Annotated in this window: 17 protein-coding genes; 2 read left to right on the forward strand and 15 right to left on the reverse strand. The window is 58.2% G+C overall.

Annotated features, from left to right (window positions below; translation table 11 throughout):
• Positions 1-168 precede the first annotated feature (168 nt).
• Positions 169-1,809 carry an electron transfer flavoprotein-ubiquinone oxidoreductase gene (locus ZBT109_RS09665; protein WP_038277773.1) on the forward strand — a complete coding sequence of 547 codons (1,641 nt, stop codon included), beginning with the start codon at positions 169-171 and terminating at the stop codon, positions 1,807-1,809.
• A 483-nt stretch (positions 1,810-2,292) separates the two neighbouring features.
• Here ZBT109_RS09665 and ZBT109_RS09670 read toward each other — a convergent pair whose 3' ends face one another.
• The 9 genes from ZBT109_RS09670 to fabF form a co-directional block, all read right to left on the reverse strand.
• Positions 2,293-2,721, reverse strand: coding sequence for a TM2 domain-containing protein (locus ZBT109_RS09670; protein WP_197714333.1), 429 nt, complete (start codon positions 2,719-2,721; stop codon positions 2,293-2,295).
• A gap of 104 nt (positions 2,722-2,825) precedes the next feature.
• The gene (locus ZBT109_RS09675) at positions 2,826-3,125 is read right to left on the reverse strand and encodes a TM2 domain-containing protein (RefSeq protein WP_038277756.1); all 300 of its coding nucleotides are present in this window, start codon (positions 3,123-3,125) and stop codon (positions 2,826-2,828) included.
• Positions 3,126-3,990: 865 nt separating this feature from the next.
• Positions 3,991-6,300: an ATP-dependent helicase gene (locus ZBT109_RS09685; protein ID WP_232012837.1), complete on the reverse strand. Its 2,310-nt coding sequence runs from the start codon at positions 6,298-6,300 to the stop codon at positions 3,991-3,993.
• 79 nt (positions 6,301-6,379) lie between these two features.
• Positions 6,380-7,234 (reverse strand): TatD family hydrolase, encoded by an 855-nt coding sequence (locus tag ZBT109_RS09690; RefSeq protein ID WP_051523691.1) that lies wholly within the window; start codon positions 7,232-7,234, stop codon positions 6,380-6,382.
• A gap of 41 nt (positions 7,235-7,275) precedes the next feature.
• Positions 7,276-8,277 carry a DNA polymerase III subunit delta' gene (locus ZBT109_RS09695; RefSeq protein ID WP_027704678.1) on the reverse strand — a complete coding sequence of 334 codons (1,002 nt, stop codon included), beginning with the start codon at positions 8,275-8,277 and terminating at the stop codon, positions 7,276-7,278.
• A gap of 67 nt (positions 8,278-8,344) precedes the next feature.
• The gene (tmk, locus tag ZBT109_RS09700) at positions 8,345-9,013 is read right to left on the reverse strand and encodes a dTMP kinase (protein ID WP_051523692.1); all 669 of its coding nucleotides are present in this window, start codon (positions 9,011-9,013) and stop codon (positions 8,345-8,347) included.
• 81 nt (positions 9,014-9,094) lie between these two features.
• Positions 9,095-10,132, reverse strand: coding sequence for an endolytic transglycosylase MltG (mltG, locus tag ZBT109_RS09705; RefSeq protein ID WP_027704680.1), 1,038 nt, complete (start codon positions 10,130-10,132; stop codon positions 9,095-9,097).
• An 80-nt stretch (positions 10,133-10,212) separates the two neighbouring features.
• Positions 10,213-11,043 (reverse strand): aminodeoxychorismate lyase, encoded by an 831-nt coding sequence (gene pabC / locus ZBT109_RS09710; protein ID WP_027704681.1) that lies wholly within the window; start codon positions 11,041-11,043, stop codon positions 10,213-10,215.
• Positions 11,043-12,278, reverse strand: coding sequence for a beta-ketoacyl-ACP synthase II (gene fabF / locus ZBT109_RS09715; RefSeq protein ID WP_027704682.1), 1,236 nt, complete (start codon positions 12,276-12,278; stop codon positions 11,043-11,045). Before fabF ends, pabC begins: the two co-directional genes overlap by 1 nt.
• Between fabF and ZBT109_RS13630 the strand changes: the two genes are divergently transcribed.
• Positions 12,277-12,546, forward strand: a complete 270-nt coding sequence (locus ZBT109_RS13630) for a hypothetical protein (protein WP_145984516.1) — start codon at positions 12,277-12,279, stop codon at positions 12,544-12,546. The genes fabF and ZBT109_RS13630 overlap by 2 nt on opposite strands.
• 84 nt (positions 12,547-12,630) lie before the next feature.
• Here the strand turns inward: ZBT109_RS13630 and acpP are convergent, their stop codons facing one another.
• From acpP to ZBT109_RS09745, 6 genes are all read right to left on the reverse strand, one after another.
• A complete protein-coding gene (acpP, locus tag ZBT109_RS09720) occupies positions 12,631-12,864 on the reverse strand; it encodes an acyl carrier protein (protein ID WP_027704683.1) in 234 nt (77 codons plus the stop codon).
• 95 nt (positions 12,865-12,959) lie between these two features.
• On the reverse strand, positions 12,960-13,694 hold the full coding sequence (gene fabG, locus ZBT109_RS09725; RefSeq protein WP_027704684.1) for a 3-oxoacyl-ACP reductase FabG: 735 nt from the start codon (positions 13,692-13,694) through the stop codon (positions 12,960-12,962).
• 9 nt (positions 13,695-13,703) lie between these two features.
• A complete protein-coding gene (gene fabD / locus ZBT109_RS09730; protein WP_027704685.1) occupies positions 13,704-14,660 on the reverse strand; it encodes an ACP S-malonyltransferase in 957 nt (318 codons plus the stop codon).
• Between the two features lie 119 nt (positions 14,661-14,779).
• Complete coding sequence (gene plsX / locus ZBT109_RS09735; protein WP_038277758.1) at positions 14,780-15,814, reverse strand: phosphate acyltransferase PlsX; 1,035 nt, start codon at positions 15,812-15,814, stop codon at positions 14,780-14,782.
• Positions 15,815-15,837: 23 nt separating this feature from the next.
• Complete coding sequence (gene rpmF / locus ZBT109_RS09740; protein ID WP_027704686.1) at positions 15,838-16,014, reverse strand: 50S ribosomal protein L32; 177 nt, start codon at positions 16,012-16,014, stop codon at positions 15,838-15,840.
• A gap of 50 nt (positions 16,015-16,064) precedes the next feature.
• On the reverse strand, positions 16,065-16,589 hold the full coding sequence (locus tag ZBT109_RS09745) for a YceD family protein (RefSeq protein WP_027704687.1): 525 nt from the start codon (positions 16,587-16,589) through the stop codon (positions 16,065-16,067).
• Between the last annotated feature and the right edge of the window lie 8 nt (positions 16,590-16,597).

The following is a 16,597-nucleotide window of genomic DNA, read 5'->3' on the forward strand; positions in this document are numbered from 1 at the left end:
TAAGACCTACCGTGTCGGCCGCTGGCGCCTCTACCCATCCGTCCTTCGATGCAACACGCTAGAAGGATGAAGGCAGAGAGTCTAGCATGATGCGCCCTTTTCACCCCATATCCGGTAACGGGTCAGAGCCCGTTTTCGACACAGGAGATCATCGTGGAACGCGAAGTCATGGAATTCGACGTCATCATCGTAGGTGCGGGACCTGCCGGTCTGGCCGCCGCCTGTCGCCTACGACAGTTGGCCAAGGATGCGGGCTGCGAGCTCTCGGTGGCCGTGCTCGAAAAAGGGGCTGAAATCGGTGCGCATATTCTATCGGGGGCGCTGCTGGACACGACAGCGCTAAGCGAACTGTTCCCTGACTGGAAAGAACGCGGCGCTCCAGTGACGACTGCGGTCACCAAGGAAAAGGTCTGTCTGCTGACCAGCGCCAAGCATGCGATCACCGTACCCTCGCCCTTCGTGCCGCCGTCCATGCACAATCACGACAGCTATGTAATCAGCGCCGGCGATCTGTGTCGCTGGCTCGGCGAACAGGCCGAAGCGCTGGGAGTCGATATCTTCCCTGGCTTTGCTGCCCAATCACTGGCACTGGATGAAGAAGGCCATGTCAAAGGCGTCGTGACCGGCGACATGGGGCTGGATGCCAACGAGGTGCCCCGCGACGATTTCGAACCGGGCATACAGCTGGAAGCGCCGCTGACGCTGTTCGCCGAAGGCTCACGCGGCCATTTGGGTAAGCAGCTGATCAAGCGTTTTGCTCTCGACCATCAGCGCGATGCACAGCACTATGCGATCGGTTTCAAAGAACTGTGGGAAGTGCCCGCCGAGCAGCACCGCCCCGGCGAGATCACCCACGCATCAGGCTGGCCACTCAACGGCCGTGCCAGCGGCGGCAGCTTCCTCTATCACGGTGCCGACCGCCAGGTCATGGTAGGACTGATCGTCGATCTGGACTACCGCAACCCGCACCTATCACCGTTTGATGAATTTCAGCGCATGAAGCACCACCCGCTGTTCGCCAAGGTACTGGAAGGCGGTACTCGTCTGGCATACGGCGCACGCAGTATCACCAAGGGCGGCCTTAATAGCCTGCCCAAGCAGACCTTTCCCGGCGGTATGCTGATCGGCTGCGATGCAGGCACGCTCGACTTCTCGCGCATCAAAGGCATTCATATGGCGATGAAATCGGGCATGTTAGCGGCAGAATCTGCCTTTGAAGCCCTGCGCCATGAGCAGGCGCCGGCCCGTCAGCAACCCACCACGACAGATATCGAGCAGCGCTTCAAGGCCAGCTGGGCCTACGAGGCTCTTAGCAAGACACGCAGCTTCGGCCCGGCCCTGCACCGCATGGGAACACTGATGGGCGGAGGTTGGAACCTGTTCGATCAGTGGACGCGTGGCCGCATACTGCCTACGCTGCACGATCGCGTGCCCGACTATCAGCGCCTACGCTTTGCCCGCGATTGCACGCCGTTTGCCTACCCCGCACCTGACGGCAAGCTGTCGTTCGACCGCACGTCATCCGTTTATCTGGCCAATACCCAGCACGACGAACGTCAGCCTTGCCATCTGAAGCTGACCGACCCGCAGGTACCGGTTCGGGTCAATCTGCCGCTGTTCGATGAACCCGCACAGCGTTACTGCCCGGCGGGTGTCTACGAGATCATCACCACCGATGATGGCCCCGCGTTCCAGATTAATCCGGCTAACTGCATTCACTGCAAGACCTGTGATATTAAGGACCCGTCACGCAATATTACCTGGACGCCCCCGGAAGGTGGCAGCGGGCCTAACTATCCCAATATGTAAGCGTACTCAGTATGTAAACACCGTACGAGAGGACAGACCACCGCCAGCCACTAGGCCAGCAATCGACTGTCACGATATCAAAAGCCCGGCGTCCGACCTCAATCGCTGCTCCGCCAGCGTCAACCGAGGCAAGAGATGCCGGGCTTTTTTAGAACAGACCGATATAAAAATGATGAGCAAGATGCTCACATAGAGATGCTAAAGACTACGCCACCCGGATCTGGCTGTTGGCTGTTGGCTGTTGGCTGTTGGCTGTTGGCTGTTGGCTGTTGGCAGGTGGCAGGTGGCAGGTGGCAGGTGGCAGGTGGCAGGTGGCAGGTGGCAGGTGGCAGGTGGCAGGTGGCAGGTGGCGTATTATCTGACCTAGCCACTATTTTCGCCATTCCTATACGACACACACCCAACGCCGCCCATACCACCCGAATGCAAGAACGCCAGCGGGTTTCCCCACTGGCGTTCTTGATAGCGCACGATGGACGATACTTAACGCTGACGATTATATTTTTCATCAAAACGCTGTGGGTCCATGCAAAGGAAGTAGATCCCTTCCCCCATGGCGACGAATGACGGAATCAGCGTCCAGAAGAACAGGATGTAGAAGATCGCCATGATCGGGTTGCCCAGATAGAAGCGATGCGCACCGAATATGCCCAGCCAGAAGGCCAGCACGGCAGCCACAATCCGGTTCTTACCTTTCCCCCCCAATACATTCTGCAACGAATCGGCGTTGCGGCTAGGCGCACCACAGTGCGGGCACGCCCGCGCCTGCTGATGAATCTGCTGACCACAACCGTAGCAGTAGATCATATTGGGGCGAAGTGCATTGGCCTTGCTCTCCGCAGGCACAGTGCCCTGTTGTTCGTGCTCGGTCGGCACCAGTGTGTTTTCAGATGTAGTGTCCGTATCGCTCATCGCAGCCTCACTTCCAAATCGGTTGACGCCAATGATGCCATATATACAACAACGCCGTGCATATAGGCTATGCACGGCGCAGAGAAACTTATCAGCGATAAGAATCAGCGGCGATTATACTTCGCGTTGAACTTCTGTTCGTCGCCACACAGGAATACCAAGCCTTCGATGAAAGCGACGATACCCGGAATGCCCGTCCAGAAGAACAGCAGGTAAAGGATACCCAGACCGATATTACCGAGGTAGAAACGGTGAATACCGAATGCGCCGAGGAAGATCGCGAGGATACCCGCTACGACCTTACTTTTCCCCCCAGTGGTAGCACCGGTGCTCGGCGCGCCGCAAGACGGGCAAGCCTGGGCACTTTCGTGCATCTCTTTACCACAACCCTGACAATAGATCATGTTTATTTCCCTGTTGAATCAATAAGTAAGCAACAACCAGATTTTTTGACGAGAGATGTCTCTCGTCTTAGGGAGGGTATTCTGCCCTATCTGTTGTTATTCGGCAATTAACAAATAACCTTTAGTGACCACTTAACCCCTTCACACGTAAATCCAGCGATATTAATACGTTGTCTACTGCATGTTGCCTTTCCCAGTTTTACTAAAAGAAAGTCCACGACAAACAATGCGAAGTGATAAAGCGTCATGCATAACGAATGACACTTGTGCCCCATCACTTACCCCATCGCACTTAAAAATAGAACGAAGTGCCTTCTTGCCATCCATTATGTGATAGCAAGACCAACGCGGTTATTAGCCATACCCTCTTTTGCAATAAAATAACAAATACTCATTGCGGCATGAACATCTCCCACCGTGTCATACTCTGCTTTTACGCAGTGAATAGCGCAGCGACAGGCAAGCCCCCACTAATGCCTATCAACAATATCCATCACTTAGCCAATAGATCGTATCTTGTCACTCAGAGGGTTATGGATGAGCGGATGCGGCAGGCGGGATCGGGCCCCGAGGTACAGTGTCACTCAGCGAGAACGTACCAGAAAAAAGGCCAACCTTACTCGCCCCCCATGAATAGCATCATGGGGAGGAAGGTGAGTTTTGCCCACCAGCGGATGACAACGCATGTGTTCGCCGATAAATAGCATGCGACAGCGATGCTGTGCGATGAACATGGGATGGGTAACAAAGGAAGTAGCCGCAAGCGGCAACCACGGCATAAGCTCGGATACCAACAACGCTACAGCCGTTGGCATTATCAGATGCAGAGCAATCTTTTGCTGGCACCTGCGGTATCTCTACTGGCTCATAGACGCGAGATAGGCGCCTGTGATGCCATCAGTTTGGTGACGCCACGCTTGTGATCAAAGCGAACCTCTATCACGCAGTGCGGGCCACTGCCACGAACATGAACAACAACTCCTTCACCAAAACGGCCATGGCGTAGCTGATCGCCCACCTGCCACTCTGCATCAGGATCGGTAATCGGTCCTGCACTGCGTTTGGTCGTCGAGCGCGTCGCACTGTCACCATGGCCAGCTGCTGCCGGTGCTGATATTGGCTTAGACTTAGGTTTCGCCTTGATATCCAGCGTGAGCTGCTGAGCCGCTAGATAGCGCTTGACGATAGCCGGATGGCGCACTGCCACCGTCGGCATTTCGTCATCACGATGAGCCAGTGCTTCGCGCACAGCCATGACGTCCTGCCACGCACACTCTTCCAGAAAACGGCTAGGGCGATGCTGACCGCCATCGTTGATCAGCATCAGTGCTTCGCGCGCGCGTGTCACGCCCACGTAGAACAGGCGGCGCTCTTCATCGAGGCTTTCCTTGGTCAGGGGGGTGTCACGACTGTAAAGCGGGCACTCTTCTTCGTTCAGCCCCCACAGCATCACCCGCGACCATTCCAACCCTTTGGCACCGTGCATGGTCGAAATCAGCAATCCATCCCCTGCATCCCCCTGCGGACCTTCAGGCGTCTTCAGCAAAGTAATGAAACTGTCGATGTCATCGGCCAGCTCTCCGGCCTGTTCGATCAACACATCCATCAGACGAATGTCTTCCTCACCCTTCTCCCGTCGCACGGCGGCGCGGCGCAGCAACTTGTCAGCACCCAGTGTCGTAGTGACATGCTCCAGCAAATCGGCAGGTCGTGCGTCGCGCCACTGAGGCAGCTTCTGAATCAAAGCCCAGCGCTGGCGCAGCGAGCGCTGCTGGAACGGCTTCAGCGCTGCCAGTACAGGAGCAGCTGCAGAAGGCCACTCTCCCGTCTGTGCCAGTTGTTGGCACAGCGTCCGTAGCACGTCACGGCTGACAAATGCAGGAGGTTGAGAGAACAGCAGTTGCAGGTGATCGGCGTCCCCCATCAGCAGCGGATGGCGTGCCACTTCCAGATAGCCGGCCAGCGCTCGCACCAGCGGCAGCTGAAAAACAAAGCGCTCCGAGCGCCCGAGCCGAAACGGAATGCCCTGACGCAGAAGGTGAAGCTGAAGGGCAACGCTCTGGTGCCAGCTGCGTACCAGCACGGCGATATTGCTATCGCTCACCTGTTCTCGCCAACGGGTCAGCGTTTCGAGTGCCTGCGTCATACCGGTTGCCGTGGAAACCGTCGTATCCGGTGTACCCGGCGCAGAAAGGGTCTGGGGGCTGTTGGGATCAGCACTGCCGGCGATGGCATGGTTCGCGAGCAGCGCCAGCGCATGCCCGTGCCGGAAGGTATAGGACAGCGGGTAATCGACGGGAACCCCGAAACGGCGCTCAAAGCTCTGTTTCATAGCATCGACACTAGCGCCACGCCAGGCATAGATGCACTGGTTGGCATCGCCGACAGCCATCACTTGGGCACGACCCGCGGCAAGAATTGCCAGCAGGCAGTTCTGCGCCTCATTGATATCTTGATACTCATCGACGATCACATGATCAAGAAAGCCGCTGACACGCTCACGCAGCGCCTTATCCTTAACCAGCACTTTAAGAGGACGATGGATCAGGTCGGCATAGCCCATTACGCGCTGCTCGGTCATCATCGCCTGCAAGCGGTAATAGGCAGAAGGAAAATGACGACAGCCTTCACCGAAGTCATCGCCTTCGACCAGTAGTTCGGGGGCTTCCAGGCGCCCTTTCACCTGATCGCAGAACTGGCCGAACAAGCCGACACGGTCTTCTTCAAGCGCAGCTTCAGCAGCATCGTCATCTTCATCCTGCATCACTTGCTGTACCGCCTGGCGGCACAGGCGCTCCCACTGCCACTCCGCTCCAAGCAGCGTCGCGGGCGACAGTACGCCCCAACGGGTCAGCGTGTCCGTCAGGCGATGCCCTACTGAGTGGAACGTGCGCACCTGAGGCAGTTTTTGCCCGGGCTGCGCCACTTCCTTGAGCTTGCGGGCAAAGTCTTCGCGCGCCTGCCGATTGAACATCAGCACCATGATGCGCTCGGCCGCAACGCCCTGCGCTAGCAGATGCATCACTCGTGCCACCATCGTCGACGTCTTGCCCGCCCCAGCAACGGCCGCTACGCGTGCGTGTCCCTGTTCATGCTGGACGACGGCACGCTGCTCAGGCGTCAAACGCGCCATTAGGGCATCGACGGGAGTGGACGTGGATAGCGTATCGGTCATAGCCGCGTATACCTGCAAACGCTCAGAGAAGGAAAGGCAGTGCCATTGATCCGCCCGTCAGCGCGAGCGGATGCAGTGCTTAGGCCGCGCTGACGCGGTTGAACAAGCGGTGGAAGTTGGCCGTCGTTTGCATGATGACCTCGTCCACCGAAATGCCGCGCACGTCGGCAATGCATCGCGCCACTTCCAGCACATAAGCGGGCTGGTTCATCTTGCCGCGGAACGGTACCGGCGCAAGATAAGGGCTATCCGTTTCGATCAGCAGACGATCCAGCGGGATCGCTCGCGCCAGTTCGCGCACATTCTCGGCACTGTGGAACGTAACGATGCCAGACATCGAGATCATGAACCCCATGCGTACGGCTTCTCTCGCCATCTCCAGATCACCGGTAAAACAGTGCAGCACACCACCGACGTCTGGATCGGTATGCGCCTTAAGCAGTGCCAGCGTGTCTTCGCGCGCTTCACGGGTATGGATGCATACGGGCAGCCGTGCCTCTGTGGCGGCAACAAGGTGACGCACCAGGCGTTCGCGCTGGATGTCCGGCGCAATGCGGTAGTCGCCCTGCTCGTTAGTGCAGTAATCCAGCCCAATCTCACCAATGGCTACCGGCTCATAGCGCTCAATCAGCGCACGCAATTCATCCAGACTTGGCTCGGTCTCCAGCGGCGTCAGCGGATGAACGCCTAGGGCATAGACGATTTCAGGATGACGACGGGCCAGTGCAACAACGGCAGGCATATCATCCAGCGTGGTCGGCAGCGTCAGCATGCGCTTCACGCCGTTATAACGCGCCGCTGCGACGATATCGTCCATTTCCTGCTCGGACAGACCGCCCTGACGCAGGCGATCAAGATGACAGTGAGAGTCGACGAGATACAGTTCATCCGAAGAGAGCGGTGACGCGGGAATATCAGAAGCAGTGACGGACATCAGGGTAATTCACCTTCATGAAACATGATTGAAATGGCCGCTCAGGAGCGCAGCAGTGCTGCCCAGCGAATGAGCCATGATTCAAGCACCAGCATAGGATTGGGGTTGCTGCCTGCCATCAGCAGGCGCCGTTGCTCGTGGGCATAGTCCAGCAGGCGGTACCAGTCGCGCACGCGCCCATTCTTGACGGCCTGACGGTATAGCGGCAGCACATCGACGTTCCTGACGCCGCGCTCATCACCGGACAGCCCCAGACGAATAAGGTCCTCCAGCCAAGCAATGCCGATATCGAGCACATCCAGCAGCGGTTGCTTATCCAACCGGGCCGCTTCCGCAGCAGGCTCGGCACCGCGTACCAGTGCGTCGAACAGTTCGATCATCTTCTGTCGCAGCTGACGCCAGTCACCGCGGCCGCAGCGCACGGCACGCAGCGGTGCTCCATCGGCAATGCGCCACCAGAATTGGGCTTCGTCGGCATCATCCAGCTGTGCGGTCAACCATGCGGCACACGCCTGATAAGGAGGATGGGCCAGTGTCCAGCGCTGACAGCGGCTGAGGATCGTTGGCAGCACGCGCGAGGGAAGGTCAGAGGTCAGCACGAACAGTGTACGCTCACCGGGTTCTTCCAGCGTTTTGAGCAGCGCGTTGGCAGCCCCTACGGTCATGGCGTCAGCGCCGCTGAGCATGATGACGCGGTAGCCACCCTGCTGCGCGGTCTGTGCCATGAAATCGTTGACCGCACGCACTGCGTCAATGCGGATTAACTTGGCCTGCTCAGCAGGTGCGACCACCAGCAGATCCGGGTGACTGCCCGCCTTACGCATCATGCAGCTATGGCATTGCCCGCAACTAATCTGCTCAGCAGCCAGCGTATCACGGCGCTCGCACAGCAGATGCGCCCCCATCGCTGCGGCCAATGCCTGCTTGCCCAGTCCACTGGCACCCGCCAGCAACAGAGCATGCGGCAAGCGTCCATTGGCTAGGGCATGCTGAAAGTCATGCCAATACGACTGTTGCCACGGCAACAGCGTATCCACCTTCATCATCATTTCAGCGGGCGCTCCCTGCAGAAGCGTAGCCAGTTCACTCATGCGGATCGGCTCCGGAGGCTCACAGGCCCCAGCGTAAAAGGTGTTCGTCCAGCACGGCGGCCAACTGCTGCTGCACAGCAGCCAGCGTGCCAGACGCATCGACGGTGACCATGCGTCCTTCGGACTGCGCGGCCCGCGCCAGATAGCCACGACGCACTTTCTCGAAGAAAGCCGCCGCTTCGTTTTCGAAGCGATCGAGCGGCTTACCTCTTGATTCGACACGCGTGCGAGCCGCCTCGACGGGCATATCCAGCAGCAACGTCAGGTCAGGCTGAAGCCCTCGCTGCACGAACTGCTCCAACACCGCGATGCGTTCGACATCCAGACCACGCGCCGCGCCCTGATAGGCATAGGTGGCGTCGGTAAAGCGGTCGCATACCACTACCGCACCACGCGCTAGTGCAGGAAGAATCGTTGCGGCCAGATGCTGAGCGCGCGCGGCGAACATCAGCAGCAGTTCGGTATCCGCAACCAGCGGATCTTCCTCAGTAGGCGTTAGCAACAGTTCGCGAATACGTTCGGCCTGAGGACTGCCCCCCGGTTCACGGGTCTGCACCACTTCCAACCCACGAGCACGCAGGTGATCGACCAGAAAGCGAACGTTGGTGGTCTTGCCGACCCCTTCTCCACCTTCCAGAGTAATGAAACGTCCCGCCCCTGCTGGCCGAGACAAGGATTCCGCTGTCATCGCCGGTTCCTATTGCAGATACTCGCAGCCGACGCTCGGTCGCGAGAACGTTGCAGCACAATAACGCTCTACAACGTGTATTTAATGTGAGCTGTTCGAACTGCCCGCACGCAGTACGCGCAAATAATCGCGCACGGCCTGCTGGTGCTGTTCTAAAGAGTCTGAGAAGCGGTGCCCGCCATTGCCTGTCGCCACAAAATAGAGCGCACTTCCCGGCGCAGGGTGCAGTGCCGCGTCAAGAGCAGCCTGTCCCGGCAGCGCGATCGGCGTCGGCGGCAACCCTTCGTTCATATAGGTATTGTACGGCGTCGGCGTCGTCAGGTCGGCACGTGTCAGCGTACGAGCATTCTTCTTCAATCCATAGGCCACAGCAGGATCTGTCTGCAAGCGCATGCCTTTGCCCAGACGGCGTACGAATACTCCAGCGATGGCCTTGCGCTCTTCGGGCACGCCGGTTTCCATTTCGACCAACGACGCCATGACCAGCGCTTCATCTGGCGAACGGTACGGAAGTCCTTCATCGCGCTTGCGCCACGCCTCATCAAGCCGACTGTTCATCAACTCGAATGCCTGACGATAGAGCGTGATGTCGCTCATGCCTTTATGATAACGGTAGGTCGTAGGCAGAAAGCGCCCTTCCGGCAGCATGCCCTCGTGACCAATCTGGCGCATCAGCTCTGCATCTGACAGCGAAGCGGTGCGATGCTCCAGCTTGGCCTGCGCATCCATCAGCGCACGCATCTGAGCGAACGTGCGCCCTTCGGGGATCGTCATTCCATAGGTCACGACGTCATCGCTGGAAAGCTTGTCGATCAGCTGATCAGGTGTCATGCCCGGAATCAACGCAAACTCGCCCGCTTTCAGGTGACGCAACCGATCAGGGACCAGCCACGCCTTAGCACGATACGGCCATGTCGAGGCAATGATGCCCTGCTGCTGTAGCTGCTCAAGCGTCTGGCGAATACCCATGCCGCGCTCAATCTCGAATACTTTCGGCACAGTCAGCGCAATTGGACGCTGCCATTGCCAGTACCATGCCCCATAGCCGCCACCCACCGCGGCACCGCCCACGATCACGGCCAGAAGCAGACTCAGTCCTGCTACTCGTCTTGCACGCATAACTACCTGACTCGGGTTAAGATTCCCGCCTTCATCCATGGACTCGGGGAAAAGAAGAATACAGAGAGGACTCGAAGCGCTCAGCGCTCGAAAGAAACGCTATCGCCATAGCCCAGCAGCGCGTGCGCCTGTCGCTGAAGCTCGCGCACGGCGGGGCTGTCAATGTCGTGCGCCGACAGCGGACTTCCCTGAGCATCGACGACCTGTCGGACAGGCCATACGCCCTGCACACTGTTGAGTACACACAGATGTCTGACCGCAGGAAGTGCATCAAGTGCCAAGGTGCCATACGAGAGATGGCCCGCATTCATCAGCGCCGCTGACAGCGTGCCCTGCACACCGCATTCATCAGTACGCGGTGTCAGCCAGCAACCTTCCTGATACCAGATCACGTTCATGGCCGTGGCTTCAACCAGCTCGCCGCGGGCATTGCACAGCAGCCCTTCGGCAATGTCGGGGCTCTGCCACTCCTGACGTGCCAGTACATTCTCAAGCCGATTGAGATGTTTGATCCCCGCCAGCCGAGGCTGGGAAGCCATTGTCAACGTACACAGACGCACGGTCACGCCTTTCTGCCAACGAACAGGCTGGGGCGAGAACAGCATCAGGCGGCTAATCAGGCGAGGCGATGGCACATCAGGCGGGCAGTAGCCACGCCCTCCGCTGCCTCGCGTCACGATCAACTTGAGCACATGACAGCCTTGGACAGGCAGTGCACTGTACTGGGCATCGAGCACCGCCTGAGCAGGTGGCTCGAACCCCAGACGACGACACCCCCGCGCAAGCCTGGCGCAGTGCCAGGCCCACAGCGAGGGCTTGCCGTGCTGCACCAGAATGGTTTCGAAAACGCCGTCACCGTAGGCCAAGCCGCGATCATCGGACGGAATCGTTTCCATCTGGGCACCCATCATCAGATCTTGCTGAAGATCAGCGTACCGTTGGTACCGCCGAAACCGAACGAGTTGCTCATGGCGTAGTCGATCTTCATCTGGCGCGCCGTGTTCGGCACGTAATCCAGACGGCAGTCTTCGCTCGGATTGTCGAGGTTGATAGTCGGCGGAGCAATCTGATCACGGATAGCCAGAACGCTAAAGGCCGCTTCCACGGCACCGGCAGCACCCAGCAGGTGACCGATCATGGATTTAGTGGAGCTGACGGCAACGTGCTTCGCAGCGTCGCCCATGACGTTTTCAATCGCCTGGCTTTCACCGGAGTCACCCAGCTGGGTCGATGTACCGTGCGCGTTGATATAGTCGATCTGGTCTGCAGCGATGCGGGCATCGGCGATGGCATTCTTCATCGCCATCTCTGCACCAATACCGTTCGGTGCCGTGATGTGATGAGCGTCGTCGCTCATACCGAAGCCAGACAGCTCGGCATAGATCTTCGCACCGCGCGCCTTGGCATGTTCGTACTCTTCAAGCACCAGTACGCCGGCACCGTCGGACAGGACGAAACCATCACGGTCGCGGTCCCACGGACGGCTAGCTGCAGCCGGATCATCGTTACGCGTGGACAGCGCACGTGCAGCAGAGAAGCCGCCGATCCCGAGCGCGCAGGACGCCATTTCAGCACCGCCACAGATCATGATGTCAGCATCGCCGTAAGCGATCGTGCGTGCGGAGTAGCCGATGTTGTGCGTACCGGTTGTGCAGGCCGTGGTGATCGCAAAGTTCGGGCCAGTGAAGCCGAATTTGATCGCCAGGTTGCCGGACACCATGTTGATGATGGAACCCGGAACGAAGAACGGAGAGATCTTGCGCGGGCCGCCAGCGTTCATGGCATTCAGGTTGGTTTCGATCATCGGCAGACCACCGATACCGGAACCGATGGCCACACCGATGCGGTGAGCATTTTCTTCGGTGACTTCAATGCCAGCATCGGCGACGGCCTGAGTACCTGCCGCAACGCCGTACTGGACGAACAGATCCATCTTGCGGGCGCTCTTGCGATCAATGCCAAAGCTTTCGGCATCGAAATCCTTGATCGCACCGCAGAAGCGCGTATTGAACTGAGAGGCATCGAAATGAGTGATGGTACTTACACCGCTCTTGCCCGCCGTAATGTTTTTCCACGATTCTTCGACGGTGTTACCCACAGGTGTTATCAGCCCAAGACCGGTAACAACGACCCTTCTGCGAGACATGCGACTCTCCAAAGCAACTGGGGGTACACAGCATGACAACCAGCCTGCTGCATACGACCATGATTTTCTGGAACACAGCCATTTCCTGCGTCATGACAGACGTTTGCTGCATTCCCGTTCATTTATGGGCACCAGTATAACGGCAACAGGGCCTTCCTGTCTGTGCAGGATGACCGGGACCACGGTTGAGGTGCACTTTGTGTATACGCAGAAGGGCCACCCCAACGGGATGACCCTTCCTTTGCTGGGCATCGAACGGCTTGCCTGACACCGACAGAATTGCGATCGAGACAGTACCGACGACTACCCTCTCACTTCTGTCATGACAGCGCGACAAGCTGCCCCGCCACCATTACTGGTGAGCGTTGACGTAGTCGATCGCTTCCTGAACGGTAGTGATCTTTTCAGCTTCTTCGTCAGGAATTTCAGTGTCGAATTCCTCTTCCAGAGCCATTACCAGCTCAACGGTGTCGAGGGAATCAGCACCCAGGTCTTCAGTGAAAGAAGAGTTGTTCTGAACTTCTTCCGGTTTAACGCCCAGCTGTTCAACAACGATTTTCTTGACGCGCTCTTCAATGCTGCTCATGAGGGTAAACTCCTAAAGAAATCGGATTCGTCGGTTCAAGACTGACGGTAGTTTATAGACGACGCTCAGGGGACGCAAGATGGCCCGATGAGCGGTTAGCGCATGTTCATGCCACCATTTACCTGAATTACTTCACCGGTGACATAGGATGCGGCGTCGCTGGCCAGAAAACCGACGACCCCCGCAATTTCTTCTGGCTGGCCCAGGCGACCGACAGGAATCTGCGTCAGCAGAGCCTCGCGATGCGCTTCAGGCAAGACATCGGTCATTTCCGTAGCGATGAAACCAGGGGCTACGGCATTGACCGTGATATTACGAACACCGACTTCACGTGCCAGTGCACGCGTGAAGCCTTCCATGCCCGCCTTGGCGGCAGCATAGTTGGTTTGCCCCGCGTTACCCATTCCGGCAACGACAGAGCTGATGTTGATGATGCGACCGTAGCGCGCTTTGGTCATGCCCTTCAGGCACGCCTTGCTGACGCGATAGATCGACTTGAGGTTCGTGTCCAGCACGTCGTCCCACTGGTCTTCTTTCATACGTGCCAGCAGCGTATCACGCGTGATGCCCGCATTGTTGACCAGTACGGTCGGTGCGCCGAAGCGTTCGTTAATCTCGGCAACGACCTTCTCGACGGAGGCGCTGTCCGTTACGTTCAGGCACATACCTGCCCCATTGAACCCTTCAGCCTTGAGCGCTTCTTCGATGCGCGCAGCACCCGCTTCAGAGGTAGCCGTACCGATGACGGTCATGCCCTGACGAGCCAACTGATGAGCAATGGCTTTACCGATACCACGGCTGGCGCCTGTAACCAATGCAATCTGCGTCATGTTATGAATTCACTCCTTGCCGTCTGCTTCTGACGTCAGCGTCAGTGCAGCGCTTAGACTATCCGGATCATTGACGGCCACGCCTTTCAGGCGACGATCAATACGTTTGGCCAGGCCGGTCAATACCTTGCCCGGACCGCATTCTACCAGAGTGGTAACACCCTGATCAGCCATACGTGATACGGATGTCGACCAACGCACCGGAGAGAACAACTGTTCCACCAGACGAGTCTTAAGCGTTTCGACATCGGAATGTGCTTCAGCATCAACGTTCTGGATCACCGGATAGCGCGTCGGTTTCAGTGCGATGCCATCAATTGCCGCAGCCAGTTTTTCGGCAGCAGGCTTCATCAAAGCACAGTGGGACGGGACGGATACCGGCAGCGTGATGGCGCGCTTGGCACCCGCTTCGCTGCACAGGGCTACGGCGCGATCAACGGCAGCTTTGGCCCCTGCGATAACGACCTGTCCTGGAGAGTTATAGTTGACGGCAGCAACGACGTCACCTTGCGCCGCTTCCGCACAGATGGCTTCAACCTTGGCGTCTTCGAGACCGAGGATCGCCGCCATGGCACCGTCGCCCTCGGCAACGGCGGCCTGCATGTATTCACCACGCAGTCGTACCAGACGTACGCCGTCGGCGAATCCCAGTGCACCAGCGCATACCATGGCGCTGTATTCGCCCAGGCTGTGACCGGCCATCAGAGCGGGACGCGGCCCTTCGAGTTCCTGCCAGACGCGCCAGATGGCAACGCTAGCGGTCAAAAGGGCGGGCTGAGTGGTAGCGGTGGCGTTCAGCGCTTCTGCGCTGCCTTCCTGCGTCAGTTTCCACAGATCGAAGTCCAGTGCGTCAGACGCTTCGTCGAAGGTGGTACGCACGACACTGTAACGATCTGCCAGCTCACGCAGCATACCTACCTGCTGAGAGCCTTGACCCGGAAAGACAAATGCGAGGGTGGCGGACATGAACAAGTACCTATGCTGTTGCATTCGATGAACAAATGATTCCGCATTCAACATATGACGGGGCGGAATCCTGCCAAGCGGATAAAAAGCTCGGCTCCGAAAAAATCTGTCTGCGATATTTAGGCCGTAAGCCCCTGCGCTAGGCGCTCGGGCAGTCCCAGTTCGACTTCGCTGACGGCGCGCAGTATCGCATAAGAGAAACCGCGGGCGTCTGCCCCACCGTGACTTTTAACAACGGTAGAGGTCAGCCCGAGAAAACTTGCGCCATTGTAGCGCACTGGGTCGATTTCTTCCTTCAGCCTCGACAAGGCCGGCCGCGCCAAGATACTGACAAGGCGCGTCCACCAGTTCAATTCGAAGGTGTGCTGCAGGCGGCGCCCCAACACGCGCGCCAACCCTTCACTGGTCTTGAGCGCCACGTTACCGACGAAACCGTCGCAGACGATCACATTGACATCGCCAGTGAAGATATGATCCCCCTCAACGAAGCCAAGATAGTGAAAGCGATCGTTCGTGGTGCAGAACTCGCGCAGCAGATCATCGGCTTCGCGCACGCAGCGCGTGCCCTTAGAAGGTTCGACACCGATATTAAGCAGCGCAACACGCGGATTCTGGATGCCGTCGACCGTGCGCACCATCTCTGCTCCCAGCCGTGCGAACTGCACCAAATGCCGCGGCGGACAGTCGATGTTGGCTCCCAGATCAAGTACATAGCAAGGATGACCGTGGTCCGTCAGTACGGCAGAGCTGATGGCAGGACGCTTCATTCCCTCGATCATGCCCAGCGCACGTCGCGCCACGGCCATAATCTCACCGGTATGTCCGGCGCTGACACAGGCATCGGCCTCGCCATCGCGCACGGCACGAATACAGGCATGAAGACTGGAAGCATCGGGAGCATTGATGTCGCGATCACGAAGGATGCGAGAGGGAGGCTGAGTACCGACTGGCAGGCTACCAGCCGCACTCATCTGAACGCGATCCAACACCGTTTTTTTCCAACGGGGCGCGGAACGGATCACATCCTGAATGGAGTGACAATCACCATAGAAGGTCAGCGATAGCGAAGGCCACTGTCGCAAGGCTTCTAGCCCCCCCTGGACAGTAACACGGGGACCGAAGTCCCCGCCCATCGCATCAATGGCGATATGCACAAGCGCTTTGCTTACGTCGCGCCTTAGGCGTCGACGTCAACAACCTTGCGACCACGGTAGAAACCGTCAGGAGCAACGTGGTGACGACGGTGAGTCGTACCGGTTTCTTTGTCCTGGGCCAGTGCCGGAGTGGTCAGTGCATCGTGAGCACGGCGCATGCCGCGTTTGGAACGGGTTTTGCGGTTCTGTTGAACGGCCATGATGAATCTCCTACGGATGAGAGTTCGAGCAGTAGTACTTGCCCGAAGCGTCAGTGTTTATCTTTCAATGCCGCCAAGGCACTGAACGGGTTGGTGGTCACCTGCTCATCAGGTAGCTCGCCACTGCTGAGCTCATCACGAGAAACGGCGCATTCGCCTTCTTCATGATAGATCGCCTGTGGCAGCGCCAGCAGCAGTTCTTCCTCAATGACCGGGATCAGATCGAGGCGTTCGTCATGACCGACCACCAGCGGATCGTACTCCCGAGGCAGTCGAGACGACAGCGATTCGTCTGTCACCATTCCCAGCAGTATCGAACTGTCAAGCGTTACCGGCATGGGCTGCAGACAACGCAGACATGGCATCATCACCCGTGCTTCAGCCTGTCCTTCGATATAGTGCCGACGCTGGGCGTCGATGCCAAACGTCAGAACAGCATGGCAGGTGCCTGTCTGGGGACCGATGAGATCGGCCAGACGGGGCATCTCGTCAAGCGGCAGATCGCCTTCCAGCCGCTCGGCACTGGCCGCAAGTCGATAAGGTTCGACCCGCGTGGGCATTCGGGTAGTTGACATAGGCGCGC

The sequence above is a fragment of the Zymobacter palmae genome (assembly GCF_003610015.1).
Classification (GTDB): domain Bacteria; phylum Pseudomonadota; class Gammaproteobacteria; order Pseudomonadales; family Halomonadaceae; genus Zymobacter; species Zymobacter palmae.

Bases quoted from the DNA above. Each gene is read 5' to 3' on its own strand.
- tmk (WP_051523692.1), bottom strand. From the start codon at position 9,013: ATGACAGCGGAATCCTTGTCTCGGCCAGCAGGGGCGGGACGTTTCATT.
- ZBT109_RS09685 (WP_232012837.1), bottom strand. From the start codon at position 6,300: ATGACCGATACGCTATCCACGTCCACTCCCGTCGATGCCCTAATGGCG.
- ZBT109_RS09745 (WP_027704687.1), bottom strand. From the start codon at position 16,589: ATGTCAACTACCCGAATGCCCACGCGGGTCGAACCTTATCGACTTGCG.
- ZBT109_RS09665 (WP_038277773.1), top strand. From the start codon at position 169: ATGGAATTCGACGTCATCATCGTAGGTGCGGGACCTGCCGGTCTGGCC.
- acpP (WP_027704683.1), bottom strand. From the start codon at position 12,864: ATGAGCAGCATTGAAGAGCGCGTCAAGAAAATCGTTGTTGAACAGCTG.
- fabG (WP_027704684.1), bottom strand. From the start codon at position 13,694: ATGACGCAGATTGCATTGGTTACAGGCGCCAGCCGTGGTATCGGTAAA.
- ZBT109_RS09675 (WP_038277756.1), bottom strand. From the start codon at position 3,125: ATGATCTATTGTCAGGGTTGTGGTAAAGAGATGCACGAAAGTGCCCAG.
- ZBT109_RS09670 (WP_197714333.1), bottom strand. From the start codon at position 2,721: ATGAGCGATACGGACACTACATCTGAAAACACACTGGTGCCGACCGAG.
- ZBT109_RS09690 (WP_051523691.1), bottom strand. From the start codon at position 7,234: ATGTCCGTCACTGCTTCTGATATTCCCGCGTCACCGCTCTCTTCGGAT.
- fabD (WP_027704685.1), bottom strand. From the start codon at position 14,660: ATGTCCGCCACCCTCGCATTTGTCTTTCCGGGTCAAGGCTCTCAGCAG.
- rpmF (WP_027704686.1), bottom strand. From the start codon at position 16,014: ATGGCCGTTCAACAGAACCGCAAAACCCGTTCCAAACGCGGCATGCGC.
- pabC (WP_027704681.1), bottom strand. From the start codon at position 11,043: ATGATGGGTGCCCAGATGGAAACGATTCCGTCCGATGATCGCGGCTTG.
- ZBT109_RS09695 (WP_027704678.1), bottom strand. From the start codon at position 8,277: ATGAAGGTGGATACGCTGTTGCCGTGGCAACAGTCGTATTGGCATGAC.
- fabF (WP_027704682.1), bottom strand. From the start codon at position 12,278: ATGTCTCGCAGAAGGGTCGTTGTTACCGGTCTTGGGCTGATAACACCT.
- ZBT109_RS13630 (WP_145984516.1), top strand. From the start codon at position 12,277: ATGCGACTCTCCAAAGCAACTGGGGGTACACAGCATGACAACCAGCCT.
- mltG (WP_027704680.1), bottom strand. From the start codon at position 10,132: ATGCGTGCAAGACGAGTAGCAGGACTGAGTCTGCTTCTGGCCGTGATC.